Source organism: Prescottella agglutinans, from assembly GCF_004011865.1.
Taxonomy (GTDB): Bacteria; Actinomycetota; Actinomycetes; order Mycobacteriales; family Mycobacteriaceae; genus Prescottella; species Prescottella agglutinans.
On the sequence record NZ_RKLP01000017.1, the window covers coordinates 1 to 22,870 of the forward strand.

3 protein-coding genes and 1 pseudogene are annotated in these 22,870 nt (G+C 70.3%); all 4 read left to right on the forward strand.

Features of this window, described 5'->3' with window-relative positions:
• Positions 1–218: pseudogene (locus tag EGT67_RS24605) on the forward strand (succinyl-CoA--3-ketoacid-CoA transferase); the annotation flags it as partial.
• A gap of 224 nt (positions 219–442) precedes the next feature.
• Positions 443–1,198 carry a FadR/GntR family transcriptional regulator gene (locus tag EGT67_RS24610; RefSeq protein ID WP_127918742.1) on the forward strand — a complete coding sequence of 252 codons (756 nt, stop codon included), beginning with the start codon at positions 443–445 and terminating at the stop codon, positions 1,196–1,198.
• A 54-nt stretch (positions 1,199–1,252) separates the two neighbouring features.
• A complete protein-coding gene (locus EGT67_RS24615; RefSeq protein WP_127918743.1) occupies positions 1,253–1,678 on the forward strand; it encodes a PPOX class F420-dependent oxidoreductase in 426 nt (141 codons plus the stop codon).
• Between the two features lie 373 nt (positions 1,679–2,051).
• Positions 2,052–22,835: a non-ribosomal peptide synthase/polyketide synthase gene (locus tag EGT67_RS24620; RefSeq protein WP_127918744.1), complete on the forward strand. Its 20,784-nt coding sequence runs from the start codon at positions 2,052–2,054 to the stop codon at positions 22,833–22,835.
• Positions 22,836–22,870 lie beyond the last annotated feature (35 nt).

A 22,870-nucleotide genomic window follows, 5' to 3' on the forward strand; every position in this document is an offset into this window, starting at 1 on the left:
CGGACCGTGATGGCGGCGCGAAGATCGTCGAGCGGTGCTCGCTTCCGTTGACCGGGCAGGCGGTGGTGCAGCGGATCATCACCAACCTGGCCGTCATCGACGTCACCGACACGGGACTGGTGCTGCGTGAACTCGCGCCCGACGTCACCGTCGAGCAGGTGCGGGCCGCGACCGGCGCCGAGCTGGTAGTCGACCTGAAGGACGCGCCGGCGGCCTGACCGACAATGGTGCCGGCCGGCGCTGGATGCGTCGGCCGGCACCATCTCCGTGGGGGCTCGGGCTACCGATCGGTAGCAACCGTTCGCCTCGCGGGGTGACGGTCGACACCCATTGGTCCGTCGGAAGGGGAGGAAATAACTAAACCCTTGTACCCTTCTTCGGTATCGAGCCCGGGTGGCGAGTCCGGGTACGCGTCGGGACCGAGGCCGAGGAGAAGGACAACGTGACGGTCGGATCGAAGTCGACTGTGGTGCGGGTGCCCAAGGCGGGTGAGCTCGTCGCCGCGAATCTGCGTCGCCGGATCATCACCGGCGAACTCGGTGCCGGGGACCCGCTCCCGAACGAGTCGGTGCTGATGGAACAGTTCGGGGTGTCCCGGCCCACGCTGCGCGAGGCGTTCCGGATCCTCGAATCCGAGTCGATCATCACGGTCCTCCGCGGTGCGCGCGGCGGTGCCCGGGTCATGGCGCCCGACCCGTCGGTCGCGGCCCGGTACACCGGCCTGCTGTTGCAGTACAAGGGGACGCCGCTGGTCGACGTCTACCGTGCTCGCGCCTCGCTCGAGGTGTCCGCGGTCGGAGTGCTGGCCGGACCCGGTCACGCCGAACAACTCGACGTGCTCGCCGAGTCGATCGCGCGGGGCGCCGACCTGGTCGGCGACGCGGCCGCGTTCGCGCACCACGACGTCCAACTGCACCAGAGCCTGGTCGACCTGGCCGGCAACGAGACCCTCTCGGTGCTCGCCGGGATGCTCGCGCACATCATCGACGCCCACAACTCGCTGTTCATCGCCTCGCACGGCGACGACCACGACCGGCCCGCGGCCCGCGCCGCGCAGCGCGCCTACACGAAACTGCTGGCCTACCTGCGCAGCGGAGACGCGGTCGAGGCGCAGAGCTTCTGGCAGAAGAACCTGGACGGGATCGAGAAGTACATGGTCGGCGACTCGGAGACGACGCTCGTCGAGATCCTCTCCTGAGGCGATGTTCCGCGAGTCCGGCAGGCACCGGACGACGGGCGTACTGTGCGGTCTGTGAGCAGTCTGGGTGACGAGAAGGTCCGGGAATTCCTCACACACGGGACCCGGACGGGCAAGCTCGGCTACCTCTCCGGGGACGGTCGGCCGCTGGTGGCGCCGATCTGGTTCGTGGTCGAGGGCGACGAGGTGGTGTTCAACACCGGCGCCGGGACGGCGAAGGGGCGGTATCTCGCGCGCGATCCCCGCGTGGTGATGTGCGTCGACCTCGAAGAACCCCCGTACGCATTCGTGCAGATTCAGGGCGACGCGGTGCTGTCCACGGATCCCGGCGAGCTGTTGCGGGTGGCGACCGCGATCGGGCGCCGGTACATGGGGGACGAGCGGGCGGAGGAGTTCGGCCGCCGCAACGGCGTCCCCGGTGAGCTCGTGGTGAGGGTGCGTCCGACCAGGGTGATCGCGGCGCTCGACGTCACCGGGTGAGTGCCCGCCGCACCGGCCGTGAATGGGTTCTGGCGGGGCGACCCTGTAGATTGTTGCGGGTGCTCAGCCCAGGAAAATCGGTGATCGACCGCCGCACGTGACCGCCTCGGACAGGCCGGGGTGCGGCGAGTGTGTTCGATCACGGTCCTCGTGGTTGACCGATTCTCCTTCAAACCGGTGACCGGCATCAGCCGGTGCTGCCTGCTGTAACGAACCAGGTCAGATCAGTAGATATACACCCGGGCGCGGGCCGTTCCGGTTGTTTGTTCCGGTCCTGCGGCGGGCTCGGCTGGACAGATGTGCTCGGTGTCCGCCGCGGGTCGATCCTTCGACGCGCGCGGGGGCGTGTGACGGTGGGTAGAAAGGCTAGGGTTTGGACTCGCTAGGCGTCGGTGGACTAGAGGGTGACAGCTCGTTCGGGGGCGACACGCACGAAGAGGCGTCGCGACCGTTCCCGCTCTCCCAGGCACAGCTCGGCATGTGGTTCGCGCAACACGTCGACCCGTCTGTGCCGGCCAACATCGCGCAGTACGTCGAACTCCACGGCGACCTCGACATCGCCCGACTGCACCGGGCCACCACCCGCGCGTCGGGGGAGACCGGATCTGCGTACGTCCGGTTGCTCGAGATCGACGCCGAGCCCCACCAGGTGGTGGACACCTCGCTCGACGATACGCCCGAGTACGTCGACCTGCGCGGCGAGAACGACCCGCGGGCGGCGGCACTGGCCTGGATGCGCGCCGACTACAGCGAACCGGTCGATCTGCTGCGGGACCGCCTGGTCGTCGCCGCGGTGTTGCACGTCGAGGACGACGTCTACTTCTGGTACAACCGTGCGCACCACGTCGTGCTGGACGGCTTCGGCGCGACGACCTTCGTCAACCGGGTGGCCGAGTTGTACACCGCCGAGGCGGACGGGTCCGGGCCGTCGCCCAGCAAGTCGTCGCCGCTCGAGAAGGTGTACGACGCCGATCGCACCTACCGGGCGTCCACCCGCTTCGTCGCGGACCGCGAGTACTGGCTCGGACGGTTGACCGGGATCGAGGAGACGACGAGCCTCGCCGGACGTGCCGCACCCCCGGCGCCGCTGAGCCGAATCGACAGCGCCGCGCTGTCGGCGGGGACCGCCGGACGGATGGGCGCCTTCCTCGACCGGGAGGACACCACGGTCGCGACCGTCGTCATCGCGGCGTTCGCGGCGTATCTCGCGCAGATGACCGGGCGCGAGGACGTCGTCCTCAGCCTGCCCGTCACGGGCCGGACCACGGCCGTGCTGCGGCGCTCGGGCGGCATGACGTCGAACGTCGTGCCGCTGCGCCTGACGGTCTCCCCGGACACCACGGTGTCGGAACTGCTCGGCCGGGTCGCCACCGAGGTCTCGGGCGCCCTGCGCCACCAGCGTTACCGCCACGAGGACATCCGACGCGACGTCACCGGCGCGGCCGGGCAGGCGTCGTTCTTCGGTCCGTGGGTGAACATCATGTTGTTCCACACGGAACTGCGGTTCGGGGACATGGTCGGTGAGCAGCACATCCTCTCGACCGGTTTGATCGAGGACCTCGGCGTCAACGTCTACCAGGGCATCGCGGGCACGAGTACGCACGTCGACTTCGAGTCCAACCCCAACCTGTACGGCGACGACGAGGCCCGGCGCAACCACGATCGCTTCGTCGAGTTCCTCGATCGCTACGTCGCGTCGGCGTCCGACCGGCCGGTGTGGGGCATCCCGCTCGGAACCGAACTCGAGCGCCGCACGGTGCTCGGCGACTGGGTCCGCACGGCGCACGAGTTTCGTCCGCGCAACCTCGCCGAGGCGTTCGACGAGCAGGTGGCGCGCACGCCAAATGCGACGGCGCTCGTGTTCGAGGGCGCGGCCCTGACGTACACGGAGCTCGACGCGCGTGCGAACGCTCTCGCCCGCACGCTCATCGGAATGGGTGTCGGTCCCGAATCGCTTGTCGGACTGTCCATCCGGCGTTCGCTCGACCTGATCGTCGGCCTGTACGCGATCGTGAAGTCCGGCGGCGCCTGGGTGCCGATCGACCCGGACCACCCGGCCGACCGCACCGCGTACATCCTCGAATCCGCCGGTCCTGCCTGCGTTCTCACCACTGCGCGGGACGCGGTGGACTTGCCAGAGGGCACCGTGTCGATCGAGATCGACACGCTCGACCTCCCGGCGTCGGACACCCGCCCCGTCACGGATGCGGACAGGCTCGCGCCGCTGCACCCCGAGAACACCGCATACGTGATCTACACGTCGGGTTCCACGGGTCGGCCCAAGGGCGTCGCCGTCTCGCACGCCGCGATCGACAACCAGCTCGAGTGGATGCTCCACGAGTATCCGATGGCGGGGTCGGACGTCTACCTGCAGAAGACCGCGACCACGTTCGACGTGTCGCTGTGGGGCTTCTTCATGCCGCTGCGCGTCGGTGCCTCGATGGTCGTGGCCACCCCCGACGGGCACCGCGACCCGGTGTACGTGGCGAACAAGATCGCCGAGCACTCGGTGACCGTCACCGACTTCGTGCCGTCGATGCTGACCGTGTTCGTGTCGAATGCTCCTGCCGGATCGTGTGATTCGCTGCGGGACGTCTTCGTCATCGGTGAGGCCCTGCCGCCGGAGACCGCCGCCGAGTTCCGGCAGCTCTGCGGTGCCGGCCTGCACAACCTGTACGGCCCCACCGAGGCTGCGGTGTCGGTGACCTACTACGAGTCCGGTCCGCAGGACACCGCGACGGTGCCGATCGGCATCGCCGAGTGGAACACCCGCGCCTACGTGCTCGACCATCGGCTGCGCCCCGCGCCGATCGGGCAGCCGGGTGAGCTGTACCTCGCGGGCGATCAGCTGGCCCGCGGCTATGTCGGCCGCCCCGACATCACGTCGGATCGCTTCGTCGCCAACCCGTTCGGCGGGGTCGACGGCATCGGCCACCCGGGTGAGCGCATGTACCGCACCGGCGACCTCGTCCGGTGGCGGGCCGACGGCACCCTCGACTACATCGGCCGCACCGACTTCCAGGTGAAGTTCCGCGGCCAGCGGATCGAGCTGGGCGAGATCGAGACGGTGCTGCTGGCGCACGACGATGTGTCGCAGACCGTGGTGCTCGTGGTCCCGACCGCGACCGGCGACCAGTTGGTGGCCTACGTCGTGCCCGCGCCGGGGCGGACGATCCTTCCGTCGGATCTGGCCGAGTTCGCCGGCCGGTCGCTGCCGGCGTACATGGTGCCGGCGTCGGTGACGGTGCTGGACGCCTTCCCGCTCAACACCAGTGGCAAGCTGGACCGCAAGGCCCTTCCGGAGCCGATGTTCTCGAGCAACAAGGAGTTCCGGGCTCCCCGCAGCGATGCCGAGAAGACCGTGGCCGCGGTGTACGCCGAGGTCCTCGGGATCGAGAAGGTCGGACTCGACGACGACTTCTTCGAACTCGGCGGCAACTCCCTCGTCGCGACGCAGGTCGTCACGCGCGTCGGCGCCGCCCTCGGTGTCCGACTCGGCGTGCGTGAGCTGTTCGAGGCGTCCACCGTCGCCGCGCTGGCCGCCCGCGCCGGCGCGACCGGGGCGCGCGGCACCGGGGCGCCCGCGCTGGGCTCCGTCCCGCGTCCCGACCGGATCCCGCTCTCGCTCGCCCAGCAGCGGATGTGGTTCCTCAACCGCTTCGACGCCACGACCGCGGTGTACAACCTGCCGTTCGCGGTCCGGTTGTCCGGGTCGGTCGACCCGCAGGCGTTCTCGGCCGCCTTCGCCGACGTGGTCGAGCGCCACGAGTCGCTGCGCACGGTCTACCCGGAGGTCGACGGCGTCGCCCAGCAGATCATCCTTCCCGCACGCGACGTCGTGCGTGACCTCGAACCGGTTGCGACCGCGCCGGAGGATCTCGAGCCGACCCTGCTCCGCCTCGCGTCCCGCGGCTTCGACGTGACGACGGAGCCCCCGTTCCGGATCGAGTTGCTGCGACTGTCGGACGGCGAGTACGTGGTCGCGATGGTCCTGCACCACATCGCGGCCGACGGATCGTCGTTCGGCCCGCTCGCCCGCGACCTCATGATCGCGTACGCCGCGCGCGCCGAGGGCGCGGCCCCGGCGTGGGCGCCGCTGCCCGTGCAGTACGCCGACTACGCGGTGTGGCAGCACGAGATGCTGGGCTCCGAGGCCGACTCGAATTCGATTGCCGGACAGCAGATCGCGTACTGGACCCGTGCGCTCTCCGGGCTGCCGGACCAGCTGGACCTGCCGGCCGATCGGCCCCGCCCCGCGGTCGCGTCCAACGCCGGCGCCAAGTTGCGTTTCGACATCTCCGCCGAAACGCACGCGCGCCTGCTGGACATCGCCCGCGAGCACGGCGCGACGTTGTTCATGGTCGTGCACGCCGCGTACGCGGTGCTGTTGTCGCGGCTCAGCGGGACGTCGGACATCGCGATCGGCACTCCCGTCGCGGGTCGCGGTGACGAGGCGCTCGACGGGTTGATCGGCATGTTCGTCAACACGCTCGTGCTCCGGACACAGGTGGACCCGGACGTCGCGTTCGTCGACCTCCTCGACGCGGTCAAGGAGACCGATCTCGAGGCATACGGCAACGCGGACGTCCCGTTCGAGTGGCTGGTCGAGGCCCTCGAACCGACCCGGTCGCCGGCACGCCACCCGCTGTTCCAGGCGATGCTGTCGGCCGAGGTCACCGGTGTGCGCGACCTGAGCTTCGCGGGGGTCCGTGCCGGCGCCGCCGAACTCGACGTACCGATCTCGAAATTCGATCTCCAGCTGCAGATCTCGGAGGGGTTCGACGAGTCCGGTGCACCCGCGGCGATCGGCGCCGTCCTCGAGTACGCCACCGACCTGTTCGACGAGGCGACCGTGGCCACGTTCGCCGAGCGGTTCGTGCGCATCCTGGACGCGATCGTCACCGACACCACGCTGACCGTGGGTGACGTCTGCCTGCTGGACGAGACGGAGCGGTGGCAGGTCGTCGACGAGTGGAACCGGACCGCCCACGACGTCCCGGCCGTGACGCTGCCCGAACTGTTCGAACGGCAGGCCGCGAGGACGCCGTCGGCGCCCGCCGTGGTCTTCGCGTCGGGTTCGTGGACGTACGGGGAGTTCGCGGCCCGCGTCAACCGCCTCGCGCGGTACCTGGTCGGCCTGGGTGTGGGGCCCGAGACCGTGGTCGCGGTCGCGATGGAGCGTTCGCCCGAACTGCTCACGGCCCTGCACGCGGTGCTCGCTGCCGGCGGCGCGTACGTGCCGATCGATCCGCAGCAGCCCATCGAGCGCAACGCGCACATTCTCGACACCGCGGGGCCCGCGTGTGTCCTGACGTCGGCCGGCGACTACGTCGAACTGCCGGAGCACCTGCTCCGGGTCGACGTCGACACCCTGGATCTGTGCGCGGTGTCGCCCGCGCCGTTGACCGACGACACCCGGCGGGGCCCGCTGCGCCCCGCCAACGCCGCCTACGTCCTCTTCACGTCCGGGTCGACCGGTCGTCCCAAGGGCGTCACGGTTTCGCACGCGGCCGTGGTCAACCAGTTGCTGTCGATGCAGGACGAGTACGTCCTGGGTGCCGACGATTCGGTGCTGTTCAAGACCCCGGTCACGTTCGACGCGTCGGTGTGGGAACTGTTCTGGCCGTTGGAGGCGGGCGCCCGCATCGTCGTGGCCGCGCCGGACGGTCACCGCGACCCCGCCTACCTCGCGAGGATCCTCGCGGAGCAGGCGATCACGGTGGTGCAGTTCGTTCCGACCGTGCTCGACGCGGTCGCGGACCACCTCGAGCGGCAGGGCTGCATCTCGCTGGCACACGTGTTCTGTGGCGGCGAACCACTCACCGCCGCAGTGGTTTCCCGGGTCCGGAGCATCTCCGACGCCGCGATCCACAACCTGTACGGCCCCACCGAGACGGCGGTCCAGGTCACCCGCCGCACCGTCACCGAGACCGAGTCGGCAGCCGTGCCGATCGGTGTTCCGGTCTGGAACAGCAGGGTCCGCGTCCTCGATTCCCGGTTGAACCCGGTCCCGGCCGGCGTGGTCGGGGAACTGTACGTGTCCGGTTCCCAGTTGGCGCGCGGGTACCGCGGCCGACCCGATCTCACGTCGGATCGATTCGTCGCCGACCCGTGGACGCCGGGCGAACGGATGTACCGCACCGGCGACCTCGTGCGGTGGATCGTCGGTCCCCGCGGCGCGGGCGAACTCGAGTACGTGGGGCGCAGCGACTTCCAGGTGAAGCTGCGCGGTCTGCGCATCGAACTCGGCGAAGTGGAAACGGCCGTCCGCGAGCACGTCTCGGTGTCCCAGGCCGTGGTGGCACTGCACCACGACACGCGTGCCGGTGACCAGTTGGTCGCCTACGTCGTCCCGTCGACCGAAGGCGTCGACCCGTTCGATCCGGCGGATCTGCGGGATCACCTCTCGTCGCGGCTGCCGTCGTACATGGTGCCGACGATGTTCCTGCCGATCGACGCGTTGCCGCGGACGACGTCGGGCAAGATCGACCGGCGTGCGCTGCCCGCGCCCGTGTTCGAGGCGAAGTCGTTCCGGGCCCCACGGACCCCGGTCGAGGAGATCGTGGCCGACGTCCTCGCGGACGTCCTCGGAGCCGAGAGCGTCGGGTTGGACGACGAGTTCTTCGCGCTCGGCGGCAACTCGCTGATCGCGACGCAAGTGGTCGCCCGCCTCGGGGCGGCCCTGGACACGTCGGTGCCGGTGCGAGTGCTGTTCGAGTCGTCCACCGTCGAGCAGTTGGCGGTGCGGGTGGAACAGCACGCGGGCGCGGATCGTCGCGCCCCGCTCGTCGCGCAGGAGCGCCCGGCCCGGGTTCCGCTGTCGTTGGCGCAGCAGCGGATGTGGTTCCTCAACCGCCTCGAACCCGAGTCCGCGACCTACAACCTCTCGTTCGGCCTCCGGTTGACGGGCGATCTCGACGTCGTCGCCCTGCAGGTCGCGCTGGTGGACATGCTGGACCGGCACGAGTCCCTGCGGACGGTCTTCCCCGACTCGCCGGACGGCCCGCACCAGGTGGTGATCGACGCCGTGCGTGTCGTCCCGAACCTCACCCCGGTCGACGTCCACGCCGACGAACTGGACCGTGCGATGGCGGTTTTCGCCTCGACCGGGTTCGACGTCACGACGGAGGCTCCGGTACGGGCCACCCTGTTCCGGATCGACCCGTTCGAACACGTGCTCGCGATCGTCGTCCACCACATCAGTGCCGACGGGTGGTCGATGGGTCCGCTCGCCCGCGACGTCATGGCGTCGTACGAGGCGCGGATCCGGTGGGGGCAGCCGGTGTGGGAGGCCCTGCCCGTCCAGTACGCGGACTACGCGCTGTGGCAACAGCAGATCCTCGGTTCGGAGGACGACGAAGACTCGATCGTCGCGAAGCAGGCGCGCTACTGGTCCGCCCACCTCGACGGACTGCCCGACCAGCTCGACCTGCCCACGGACCGTCCGCGTCCGGCACGGCAGTCCTACCGCGGCGCGAAGATCGACTTCACCGTGCCGGCGGACGTGCACCGCGCGCTGATCGCGATCGCGCACGAACGCAACGCTTCGCTGTTCATGGTCGTGCACGCCGCGCTGTCGGTCCTGCTCTCACGCTCGGCCGCCACCGACGACGTCGCCATCGGCACTCCGGTGGCCGGACGCGGCGAGCAGGCGCTCGACGACCTGGTCGGCATGTTCGTCAACACGCTCGTGCTGCGCACCCACGTCGACGGTGGCATGCGGTTCGCCGATCTGTTGTCGCACGCGCGGGACGTCGCGCTGGGGGCGTTCGCGCACTCCGACATCCCGTTCGAGCGGCTCGTCGAGATCCTCAACCCCGCGCGTTCGACGGCCCGGCACCCGCTGATCCAGGTGATGCTCTCGTTCGAGAACCTGGGCACGACCCATCTCGACCTGCCCGGTCTCACGATCGACAAGGTCGATCTGGATGCCGACGTCGCGAAGTTCGATCTGCAGTTCACGTTCCGGGAATCGATCGGCGAGAGCGGTCTCGCCGACGGGATGGCGGGCGAGTTCACCTACGCGACAGACCTGTTCGACGAGTCGACCGTGCGGGCGTTCGCGGACCGATTCCTCCGCGTGCTCGCGGCGGTCGTCGCCTCGCCCGACACCGTCATCGGCGACATCGACCTGCTCGGCGCCGACGAGGCTGCGCAGCTGACCCGCCCGACCGGACCCGCCGCGCCCGAGCCGAGGCTGCTGCCGGATCTGTTGGCGGCCGCGGCGGACATCGACCCCGATGCGCTCGCGCTGGTCTCCGGGGCCGAGGAGATCACCTACCGCGAACTCGACGAGCGGTCCACCCGCCTGGCGCGGCTGTTGGTGTCTCGCGGCGCGGGCCCCGAGGATGTCATCGCGGTGGCCCTGACCCGGTCCGTCGAATCGGTGACCGCGGTGTGGGCGGTCGCCAAGTCCGGTGCCGCGTTCGTGCCGGTCGACCCGAACTACCCGGGTGACCGGGTGGCGCACATGGTTTCCGACTCGGGCGCCGTGCTGGGTGTGACCACCGCCGAGCACGCCGACGGCCTCCCGGACGGTATTCCCTGGTTGGTCCTCGACGACGCCGCGGTCTCCGCCGCGCTCGACGAGCAATCGGTGGCACGGCCGTCGAACGCCGATCGGGTACGGATCCTCACCCCGAGCCACCCCGCCTACGTCATCTACACGTCGGGATCGACGGGTGTGCCGAAGGGCGTGGTGGTGACGCACTCCGGTCTGGCGGCGTTCGCGGCCGAGCAGGTGGAGCGGTACGGTATCGAGTCCGGTTCGCGGACTCTGCATTTCGCGTCGCCGAGCTTCGACGCGTCGATCCTCGAGTTGCTGATGGCGTTCGGTGCGGGGGCGACGATGGTGGTCGCGCCCACGTCGATCTACGGCGGGCAGGAGCTCACGGAACTGCTGGCGGCCCGTCGCGTGACGCACGCGTTCGTGACGCCGGCGGCGTTGGCGTCGGTGGATCCGTCCGGGCTGGACGCGCTGGGTGTGGTCGTCGTCGGTGGCGAGGCGTGTTCGGCGGATCTGGTGGCCCGCTGGGCGACCGGGGGCCGGCGGATGTTCAACGCGTACGGGCCGACCGAGGCGACCGTGGCGTCGAACATCTCGGACCCGCTGGTGCCGGGCGAGCCAGTGACGATCGGCCGCGCGATCCGCGGGGCGAATACCTACGTGCTCGACGCGCGCCTGCGTCCGGTTCCGGCCGGGGTCGTGGGTGAGCTGTACCTCGAGGGGCCCGGCCTGGCCCGGGGATACCACGAGCGCGCCGGGCTCACCGCCGAGCGGTTCGTGGCGAACCCGTTCGGGGCGCCCGGCTCGCGCCTGTATCGCACCGGCGACGTCGTGCGGACGAGCGCGGACCGGGTGATCGAGTACGTCGGCCGCGCCGACGATCAGGTGAAGCTGCGCGGCTTCCGCATCGAACTCGGCGAGATCGAGGCCGTCCTGCACCGGCTGGACGCCGTCGCGCAGGCGGTGGTCGTGGTCAAGCACGAGCAGCTCGTCGCGTATCTCGTTGCCGCGCCGGGTGCCTCGATCGACCCGGCCGCGGTGAAGGACGCGGTGGGGCGGGCGCTGCCGTCGTACATGGTCCCCGCGGCCGTCGTCGTGCTCGACGAACTGCCGATCAGCGGGAGCGGCAAGCTCAACCGTCAGGCGCTGCCCGAACCCGAGTTCGACGTCCGCGAGTTCCGGGCCCCGGAGACGCCGATCGAGGAGATCGTCGCCGAGGTGTTCGCCGACCTTCTCGGAGTCGCCCGCGTGGGACGCGACGACGACTTCTTCGAGCTCGGCGGCAACTCGCTCGTCGCGACGCGGGCGGTGGCCCGCCTCGGTGAGGCACTCGAGACCGCCGTCCCGGTTCGCGTGCTGTTCGAGGCCTCCAGCGTCCACGGTCTCGCGGCCCGGATCGAGCAGGTCGCCGGCAGCGGTGGCCGGACCCGACTGGTCGCGCGCACCCGACCGGATGTCGTGCCGCTCTCGTACGCGCAGCAGCGCATGTGGTTCCTGAACCGCTTCGACACGTCGTCGGCCGGCAACAACATCCCCGTCGCCGTCCGGCTGTCCGGGCTGCTCGACCGCACCGCGATGAAGGCGGCGGTGGCCGACGTGATCGCCCGCCACGAGTCCCTGCGCACCGTGTACCCGGAGGTCGACGGCGTCGGCAGCCAGGTGGTTCTCCCGCCGTCCCGGGTCGGGATCGTGCTCGAGCCCGTGCCGGTCGCCGCGGACGAACTCGCCACCGCGCTGGACGATCTCGCGCGGTCGGCGTTCGACGTGACGTGCGACGTGCCGCTGCGCGCGGCGCTGTTCGAGCTGAGTCCCACCGAGCACGTGCTCGCACTGGTCGTCCACCACATCGCGGCCGACGGTTTCTCGATGGGGCCGCTCACGCGAGACATCATGGTCGCGTACACCGCACGCTGTGCGGGGAGCGTCCCGGCGTGGGCGCCGCTCGCGGTGCAGTACGCCGACTTCGCGCTGTGGCAGCGGGACCTGCTCGGCAGCGAGGACGACCCGGACTCGCTGATCTCCCAGCAGATCTCGTACTGGGCCGAATCGCTCTCCGGTCTGCCCGAGCAGCTCGATCTGCCGGCGGACCGCCCGCGGCCCGTGATCGCCTCCGGCCGCGGTGCGACCCATCGCTTCACGGTCGACGCGCAGACGCACCAGGCGATCGCAGCGCTGGCGCAGCGGACGAACACCACGCCGTTCATGGTGGTGCACGCGGCGCTGTCGGTGCTGCTCGCGCGGCTGAGCGGAACGTCGGACATCGCGGTCGGCACCCCCATCGCCGGCCGCGGTGAGCGCGCACTCGACGACGTCATCGGCATGTTCGTCGGCACCCTGGTCCTGCGGACCGACGTGGACGGCGGTAGCTCGTTCGAGGATCTGCTGGCCCGGACGCGGGAGACCGACCTCGCCGCGTTCGCGCACGCGGACGTCCCGTTCGAGCGTCTCGTCGAGGTCCTGGACCCGGAGCGGTCGCAGGCGCGGCATCCGCTGTTCCAGGTGATGCTGACGTTCCAGAACCTGGGCCCGCTGGCGCTCGAACTGCAGGGGCTGTCGGTGTCCGCGATCGACGTCGACGCCGCGACCGCGAAGTTCGACCTCCAGGTGACGGTGGCCGAATCGATCGAGGAGTCCGGCTCGGCGGCGGGGCTTTCCGTCGAACTGACCTACGCCACCGACCTGTTCGACGCGTCGACGATGCGGGTGTTCGGGGAGCGGTTCGTGCGCGTCCTCGAGGCCGCGACCACGGACCCGTCGACCGCGGTCGGCGACATGGACCTGGTGGATGCGTCCGAGCGTGCGCTGGTCCTCGAGCGCTGGAACGACACCCGTCACGCCGTCGAGGGCACGACGCTGGTGGATCTGTTCGAGGCGCAGGTGGCGCGGACGCCGGACGCGACGGCGCTCGTGTTCGAGGGTGAGTCGCTGACGTACGGCGAGTTCGCGTCCCGCGTGAACCGGACGGCGCGGTTGCTGATCGAGGTCGGTGTGGGCCCGGATTCCCTTGTCGGCCTGGGGATGCGGCGTTCGGTGGATCTGCTGGTGGGCATGTACGCGGTGCTGACCGCGGGTGGCGGGTACGTGCCGGTGGATCCGGATCAGCCGGCGGAGCGCAACGGCTACATCCTGGACACTGCGGCGCCGACCCTGGTGCTGTCCACGTCGCGAGACGGCTTCGAGGTTGCGGGGGAGAGGTCTGTCTCCGTCGTGAATCTCGACGAGGCGGATGTCACCGGGTTCTCGGATGCGCCTGTGGCCGATGCCGACCGGAGCGCACCGCTGCGTGGTTCGAACACGGCGTATGTGATCTTCACGTCGGGTTCGACGGGGCGCCCGAAGGGTGTGGCGGTCGAGCATGCGGCGATCGTGAATCGTCTGGTGTGGATGCAGGCCGAGTACGGTTTGTCGGCTGACGATGTGGTGTTGCAGAAGACGCCGTTCACGTTCGATGTGTCGGTGTGGGAGTTCTTCTGGCCGTTGCAGGTGGGTGCGCGTCTGGTGATCGCCGCCCCGGACGGTCATCGGGATCCGGCGTATCTGGCGCGGGTGATGGTGGAGCAGTCGGTGACGACGGCGCATTTCGTGCCGTCGATGCTGTCGGTGTTCGTGGCGTACCTGGCGAGCGGAGCGACGGGGGATCCGGCACAGTCGACCGCGAGGAACGTGGCCACCCTGCGGAACGTCTTCGCGTCGGGTGAGGCATTGCCGGTGCAGACCGCGGAGCGGTTCCGGGCGATCTCGGGTGCGGCGTTGCACAATCTCTACGGTCCGACCGAGGCTGCGGTGGATGTGACGTTCCACGAGGTGACCGGGGCCGATGCGGCGAGCGTGCCGATCGGTGCGCCGGTGTGGAACACGCAGTTGTTCGTGCTCGACGGTCGGCTGCGTCCGGTGCCGGTGGGGGTTCCGGGTGAGTTGTATCTGGCGGGTGTGCAGTTGGCGCGCGGGTACGTCTCGCGTGCGGATCTGACGGCGGACAGGTTCGTGGCCAGCCCGTTCGGGGAGGCCGGGGGTCGGATGTACCGCACGGGTGACCTGGTGCGCTGGAACGCGTCGGGCGAACTGGAGTACATCGGGCGCACCGACTTCCAGGTGAAGCTGCGTGGTCTGCGGATCGAGTTGGGCGAGATCGAGTCCGCGCTGCTCGAACTGCCGTCGATCACACAGTCGGTGGTCTTGGTGAAGTCGGACCAGTTGGTTGCCTACGTGGTGGCCGACGGGCCGTTCGATGCCGAGGTCGCGAAGGCCGCGTTGGCGAAGTCGTTGGCGTCGTACATGGTGCCGGCGGTGTTCGTCGTGCTGGACGTGTTCCCGCTGAACGCGTCGGGCAAGTTGGACCGGAAGGCGTTGCCGGAGCCGGTGTTCGAGGCTCGGGACTTCCGGGCGCCGACGTCGCCGGTGGAGGAGATCGTCGCGGGCGTGTTCGCGGAGGTCCTCGGTGTCGACCGTGTGGGGCGCGACGACGACTTCTTCGCGCTGGGCGGCAATTCGCTGGTCGCGACGCAGGTCGTGGCACGTCTGGGTGCGGCGCTGGACGCGCAGGTGCCGGTGCGGGTCCTGTTCGAGGCATCGACCGTCGAGGCAATGGCCTCGAAGGTTCAACAGTTGGCGGGGGCGGGTGCCCGGAAGGCGCTCGCGGCCGCGCCGCGCCCCGATCGGATTCCGTTGTCGCTCGCGCAGCAGCGCATGTGGTTCCTCAACAGGTTCGAGCCCGATTCGGCCGTGAACAACATCCCGGTTGCGATCCGGCTCACCGGCGCGCTGGACGTCGGCGCGCTCGACGCCGCGGTCCGCGACGTCGTCGCCCGCCACGAGTCGCTGCGCACGGTGTTCCCGGACGTGGACGGCCTGGGCGCACAGACGATCCTGCCGGCAGGGGAGGTGGCGTTCGAACTCGTCGCCGAGTCTGCGACCGACACCGAACTCGTCGCCCGGATCGAGGAGCTGGCGTCGGCCGGGTTCGACCTCACGTCGGATGTTCCGCTGCGCGCCAAGCTGTTCCGGCTGGCGAACGACGAGCACGTGCTCGTCCTCGTAGTGCACCACATCGCGGCCGACGGATTCTCGATGGGCCCGCTGACCAACGACGTCATGCTCGCCTATGCGGCGCGCGCGGCCGGTGAGGTTCCGGGCTGGCTGCCGCTCGATGTGCAGTACGCCGACTACGCGGTGTGGCAGCGGGAAGTCCTCGGCAGCGAGGACGACCCGGAGTCGGTGATCTCCCGGCAGGTCTCGTACTGGACCGAGCAGCTCGCCGACCTGCCCGAGCAGTTGGATCTTCCGTCGGATCGCCCGCGACCGGTGGTCGCCACGAATCATGGTGCGTCCTATCGGTTCCCGATCGGACCGGACCTGCACGACGCGATCGAGTCGGTGGCCCGTGCCCGGGGCGCCACCCCGTTCATGGTGGTGCACGCGGCGCTGTCGGTGCTGTTGGCCCGGCTCGGCGGCACCTCCGACGTCGCGATCGGCACCCCGGTCGCGGGTCGCGGTGAGGCCGCCCTCGACGACCTGATCGGCATGTTCGTCGGCACGCTCGTGCTGCGGACCGCGATCGACGGCGGCCAGTCGTTCGCCGACCTGCTCGCGCAGGTCCGGTCGACCGACCTGGCCGCGTTCGAGCACGCCGACCTCCCGTTCGAGCGTCTCGTCGAGATCCTGGACCCGGAGCGGTCGCAGGCGCGGCACCCGCTGTTCCAGGTGATGCTGGCCTTCCAGAACCTCGATCGCGCGTCGCTCGAGATGGCCGGCCTGAAGGTCGCCGCCGTCGACTTCGACGCGGCAGTCGCGAAGTTCGACCTGCAGGTGACCGTCGAACCGACGGAGCGCGGCTACACGGTCGAACTCACGTATGCGACGGACATGTTCGACGAGTCGTCGATGCGGGTGTTCGGCGAGCGGTTCGTGCGGGTCCTCGAGGCGGTCACCGCGGACGCGTCGGCGGTCGTCGGCGACATCGACCTGCTCGACGGCGCCGAGCGGGCGCGTGTCCTCGACGGTTGGAACGCGACCGAGCACACCGTCGAGGGTTCGACCCTGGTGGATCTGTTCGAGGCGCAGGCCGTCCGTACGCCCGACGCCACGGCGCTGGCGTTCGAGGGGCAGTCGCTGACCTACGCGGAGTTCGCGGCCCGGGTGCACCGCACGGCCCGGTTCCTGATCGCGGAGGGTGTAGGCCCGGATGCGCTCGTCGGCCTCGGCATGCGTCGGTCGCTGGACTTGCTGGTGGGCATGTACGCGGTGCTGGCCGCCGGTGGCGGGTACGTGCCGGTGGATCCGGATCAGCCGGCCGACCGCAACGCCCACATCCTGGAGACGGCGAATCCGGTTCTGTTGCTGAGCACCACGCGCGACAGCGCGGATCTGCCGGTCGCCCGGCGCATCGTGTCGCTCGACGACGTCGACCTGACGCCTTTCCCGGATGCTCCCGTCACCGACGCCGACCGGCGCTCGCCGCTGCGTCCCGACAACGCGGCGTACGTGATCTTCACGTCCGGGTCGACGGGCCGCCCCAAGGGTGTGGCCGTCGCGCATGCGGCGATCGTCAACCAGATCGGCTGGCTGTGCGCCGAATACGCGCTGTCCGCCGCCGATGTGGTGCTGCAGAAGTCGCCGTTCACGTTCGACGTGTCGCTGTGGGAGTTGTTCGGCACGCTCGCGGTCGGTGGCCGCCTGGTGATCGCGGCCCCCGATGGACATCGCGACCCGGCCTATCTGAAGCGCGTGATCGAAGAGCAGGCGGTGACGACGACGTCGTTCGTGCCGTCGATGCTCTCGGCGTTCACCGCCGAACTGAACGACGGCGACTGCGGGACGCTGCGTGCGGTGCTGGTGGCCGGTGAGGCGTTCCCGACGGCGGCGGCCGAGGCGTTCGCGGCAGTGAACGGCGCGGCGTTGCACAACCTGTACGGCCCGACCGAGTTCGCGGTGCATGCCACCGCGCGCCCGGTCGCGGGCACCACCGGTTCGAGTGTCCCGATGGGATCGCCGGTCTGGAACAGCCGGGCGCACGTGCTCGACGGGCGCCTGCGTCCGGTGCCGGCCGGCGTCGCCGGTGAGCTGTACCTGGCGGGAACCCAGTTGGCGCGCGGCTACTTCGGCCGCGGTGACCTCACGGCGGACCGCTTCGTGGCGAACCCGTTCGGGGCCGCCGGCGAGCGGATGTACCGCACCGGTGACCTCGTCAGGTGGACTGCCCACGGCGAGTTGGAGTACCTGGGTCGCACCGACTTCCAGGTCAAGCTGCGCGGTCTGCGCATCGAACTGGGCGAGATCGAGACCGCGCTGCTGGCTCGGCCGGGGATCACCCAGTCCGTGGTGCTGGTCCACAGCGATCAGCTGGTCGCCTACGTGGTGGCCGACGCATCGCTCGACGTCGCCGAGGTCAAGGCCGCGCTGTCGCGGTCGCTGGCGTCGTACATGGTGCCGTCGACGTTCGTCGTCCTCGACGCCTTCCCGCTGAACGCGTCCGGCAAGCTCGACCGGAAGGGCCTGCCGGAGCCGGTGTTCGAGACCCGCGAGTTCCGGGCGCCGAGGACACCGCTGGAGGAGATCGTCGCGGGTGTGTTCGCCGAGGTCCTCGATCTCGACCGGGTCGGTCTCGACGACGACTTCTTCGCGCTCGGCGGCAACTCGTTGGTCGCGACGCAGGTGGTCTCCCGGCTGGGGGCCGCGCTCGACGCACGGGTCCCGGTGCGGGAGTTGTTCGAGGCGTCCACGGTGGAGACGCTGGCGGCGCGGCTGGCGGAGCAGTCCGGCGGCGGCCGTGAGGCGCTGGTCGCACGGACCCGCCCGGAGCGGATTCCGCTGTCGCTCGCGCAGCAGCGGATGTGGTTCCTCAACCGGTTCGACACCGAATCGACCGCCTACAACATCCCGATGGCACTGCGACTGTCCGGTGACCTCGACGTGGCGGCGCTGGAACAGGCCGTCGCCGACGTGACGGCCCGGCACGAGTCGCTGCGCACGGTGTTCCCGGCAACGGACGACGGCCCGCAGCAGGTGATCCTGCCCGCCGACCGGGCGGTGCTCGCGCTCGAGGCGATCGACGTCGACCCGAGCGACGTGCCCGAGCGGCTGCGCGCACTCGCGTCGACCCGCTTCGACGTGACGACCGACGTCCCGATCCAGGTGGAGTTGTACCGCACGGCTCCCGGCGAGTACGTGCTCGGCATGGTGGTGCACCACATCAGCGCGGACGGTGCGTCCCTCGCACCGCTGACGCGGGACGTCATGACCGCGTACGCCGCGCGCTCGTCCGGTGCCGCCCCGACGTGGGCGCCGCTGGCCGTGCAGTACGCCGACTACGCGCTCTGGCAGCGCGAGGTCCTCGGCGACGAGGCCGATCCGGAATCGCTTTCGGCGCAGCAGCTCTCGTACTGGACGCAGCGCCTGGCGGAGCTGCCGGATCAGCTGAGCCTGCCGACCGATCACCCCCGTCCCGCGGTGCAGACGTTCCGCGGCGGGCTGGTCGAGTTCGAGATCGACGCCCCGACCCATCGCGGTCTGCGCGACCTCGCCCGCACCCGGAACGCGACGCTGTTCATGGCGGTGCACTCGGCGTTCGCGGTGCTGCTGTCGCGGCTCTCGGGTACCGACGACATCGCGGTCGGTACCCCGATCGCCGGCCGTGGCGAGTCCGCGCTCGACGATCTCGTCGGCATGTTCGTCAACACGCTCGTGTTCCGGACGCGGATCGACGGTGGGCGTTCGTTCGTGGACACCCTCGCGGACGTTCGCGAGGGCGACCTGCAGGCGTTCGCGAACGCGGACGTTCCGTTCGAGCGACTGGTCGAGGTCCTCAACCCGGCTCGGTCCACCGCCCGCCACCCGCTGTTCCAGGTGGGCTTCTCGTTCCAGAACCACGATCGCGGCAGCCTCGAACTGCCGGGGCTCACCGTGGACGTGGCCGAGGTGGAATCGGGTGTGGCGCAGTTCGATCTGCACCTCATCGTCGAGGACCGCTACGACGACAGCGGTGATCCGGTCGGCATGAAGGCGTCCATGACGTACGCGACCGACCTGTTCGACGAGGCGACCGTCCGTTCCTTCGCGGATCGCTTCGGCCGACTGCTCGCCACCGTCGTGGTCAAGCCGACGCTGCCGGTGGGTGATGTCGACCTGCTCGGTGCCGACGAGCGTGCGCAGTTGCTGACGGACTGGAACGCGACCGTCCGCCCGGCCGAGGCGGCGACGCTGGTCGATCTCTTCGACGCCCAGGTCGCGGCGACACCCGACGCCGTCGCCCTGGTGTCGGGCGCCGAGCGCCTCACCTACGCCGAGTTCGACGCGCGCGTGAACCGTCTCGCGCGGCACCTGATCGGGCGCGGTGTCGGTCCGGAATCATCCGTGGCCCTGGCGATCCGTCGATCCGTCGACCTGCTGGTCGCCATGTACGCGGTCGCGAAGACCGGTGGCGCCTACGTGCCGGTGGACCCGGACCAGCCTGCCGAACGGACCGGTTACATCCTGGACGCGGCGCAGCCGGTGTGCGTGCTGACCACGTCACGCGACGGCACCGCCGTCGTGGAGTGGCCGGTCGTCGAGGTCGACACGGTCGACCTCGGTGCGTACTCGGGAGCGCCGATCGCCGACACCGATCGACTGCGGCCACTGGATTCCCGGAACACCGCGTACGTGATCTTCACGTCCGGTTCGACGGGCCGACCCAAGGGCGTCGCCGTCCCGCACGGTGCGATCGTCAACCAGTTGCGTTGGATGCGGGACGAATACGACCTGGGTGCGTCGGACGCGGCACTGCTCAAGACCGCGGCCACGTTCGACCTGTCGGTGTGGGAATTCTGGTCGATGGCCACGTGCGGTGGCCGCCTCGTCATCGCGGCACCGGACGGGCACCGCGATCCCGGCTACCTGCTGGAGGTGCTGCGCACCGAACAGGTGACCGCGTTCCACGTGGTGCCGTCGATGCTGTCGATGCTGCTGACCACCGCGGACGGGGTGTTGCCCCCGTCGTTGCGGCACATCTTCGCGATCGGCGAGGCGCTGCCGGCGGCGACGGCGCAGGCGTTCCGGGAGCGGAACACCGCGACCCTGCACAACCTGTACGGCCCCACCGAGGCCGCGGTGTCGGTGACCCACCACGAGGTGACCGCCGCCGACACCACCGTGGTCCCGATCGGCGTCCCCGAGTGGAACACCCAGGTGTACGTGCTGGACTCGCGGTTGAGCCCGGTGCCCGCGGGTGTGACCGGCGAGCTGTACCTCGCCGGCGAGCAGTTGGCGCGCGGCTACTTCGGCCGGTCCGACCTGACCGCCGACCGGTTCGTCGCGAACCCGTGGGCCGGCGGCGAGCGGATGTACCGCACGGGCGACGTGGTCCGATGGTCGACCGCGGGCGAACTCGAGTACGTCGAGCGCGCGGACTTCCAGGTCAAGGTTCGTGGCTTCCGCATCGAACTCGGCGAGATCGAGGCCGCGCTGCGGGAGTTGCCGGTCGTGGCGGCCGCGGCGGTCACCGCGCACAGCGACGACCGCACCGGTGACCGTCTGGTCGCCTACCTGGTGCCCGCTGCCGCCCCGGACCTCGACACCGAGCACGTTCGATCGGAACTGTCGCGGACGTTGCCGTCGTACATGGTGCCGTCGGCGTTCGTGGTGCTCGAGGCGTTGCCGCTCAACGCGAACGGCAAGCTCGACCGCAAGGCGCTCCCCGCGCCGGTGTTCGAGGCCCGGGACTTCCGGGCCGCGACCACTCCGCTCGAGGAGATCGTGACCGGTGCGTTCGCGGACGTGCTCGGGGTGGAGCGGGTCGGCCTCGACGACGACTTCTTCGCGCTCGGCGGCAACTCGCTGGTCGCGACGCAGTTGGTGGCCCGACTCGGCGCCGCGCTCGACACGCAGGTGCCGGTGCGCGTCGTGTTCGAGGACTCCACGGTGGCCGGGGTCGTCGCCGCGGTGACGCCGCTCGTGGGCCGCGGCGCACGGGCCCCGCTCACGGCGCGGACGCGCCCCGACCGGATTCCGCTGTCGCTCGCGCAGCAGCGGATGTGGACGCTCAACCGGGTGGATCCGGCGTCGGCCGCCTACAACATTCCGGTCGCCGTCCGACTGTCCGGAGCACTCGACGTCGACGTCCTGCGGGACGCCGTCGCCGACGTGATCGCGCGGCACGAGGTGCTGCGCACGATGTACCCGGACACCGCCGACGGACCTGCCCAGCAGGTGGTTCCGGCCGAGCAGGCGGTGCCGCGGTTGGATCCGATCGCGGTCACCGAGACCGAGATCGTGGACCGGCTCACCGAGTTCGTCGGACGCGGCTTCGACGTCACCACCGAGGTGCCGGTGCGTGCGGCGTTGTTCGACCTGGGCGCCGGTGAGCGCGTGCTCGTGTTCGTGGCGCACCACATCAGTGCGGACGGCTTCTCGATGGGCCCGCTGATCCGGGACGTGATGCTCGCGTACGTGGCGCGGGTCGACGGCGGTGCGCCGCAGTGGCAGCCGCTGACCGTGCAGTACGCCGACTACAGCCTGTGGCAGCGGGAGGTGCTCGGCGACGAGTCCGACCCGTCCGCGGCGGTGTCGCGTCAGATCGCGTACTGGGCGGACGAACTGCAGGACGCACCCGAGTTGTCGGCGCTGCCGACGGACCGACCGCGCCCGTCCCGGCCGTCGATGGCCGGCGCCTCGGTCGACATCGGCATCGATGCGGAACTCGCTGCGCGCGTGGAGAACACGGCTCGTGAGCAGGGCGCGACGACGTTCATGGTGTTCCATGCGGCGCTGGCGGTGCTGCTGTCCCGGTTGGGCGGCTCGAACGACGTCACGATCGGCACGCCGGTCGCCGGCCGCGGTGAGGCTGCGCTCGACGACCTGATCGGCATGTTCGTCAACACGCTGGCGCTGCGCACCCGCGTCGAGCCGGCGGCGACGTTCGCGGACCTGCTGGCGCACGCGCGGACCCAGGACCTCGCCGCGTTCGGCAACGCCGACGTGCCGTTCGAGCAGGTGGTGGAGGCGGCCGGGGTCCGGCGGTCCAGCGCCTACACCCCGCTCTTCCAGGTGATGCTGACGTTCCAGAACATGGACACCGGCACGTTCGCGCTGCCGGGCCTCGAGGTGTCGGCGCTCGACCTGGGCGACGACCAGGCCAAGTTCGACCTGCAGCTCACCGCGGTGGAGCAGTTCGGTGCCGACGGGGCCCTCACCGGGTTCCGGGCGATGTTCACGTACGCGACCGACCTGTTCGACCGGGACACCGTGGCCACGTTCGCGGAGCGGTTCGTGCGGATCCTCGACGCGGTGACCGACAACCCGGCGATCGTGCTGCGGGCCGTCGACGTGACGACCGACGCCGAGCGCGAGGCACTGGCGCCGAAGAAGGAACTGACGGTCGAGGACCTTCCCGCACTGGTTGCGGGCGCCGCCCAGGTCGCGCCCGACACGGTGGCCGTCTCGCACGGCGGCACCGACGTCACGTTCGGCGAACTGCACGTGAAGATCGACACGACGGCGAAGGCCACGGGCGGCGCCCTGAAGCCGGAGGCGCTGATGACGGTGGCGTTGTCGGGTCTGCTTCCGGGAATCCTGCCGGCGCTCGGTGCCGACGGCTACGGCGCGGTGATCGGCAAGATGATCGAGGACGCCGCGGCGCTGGCTGACGGTGCGGCGGCCGTCGAGGGCGGAATCGAGTGATCGCGTTCGGATGAACCGGGGGAGTCGAGAATCGG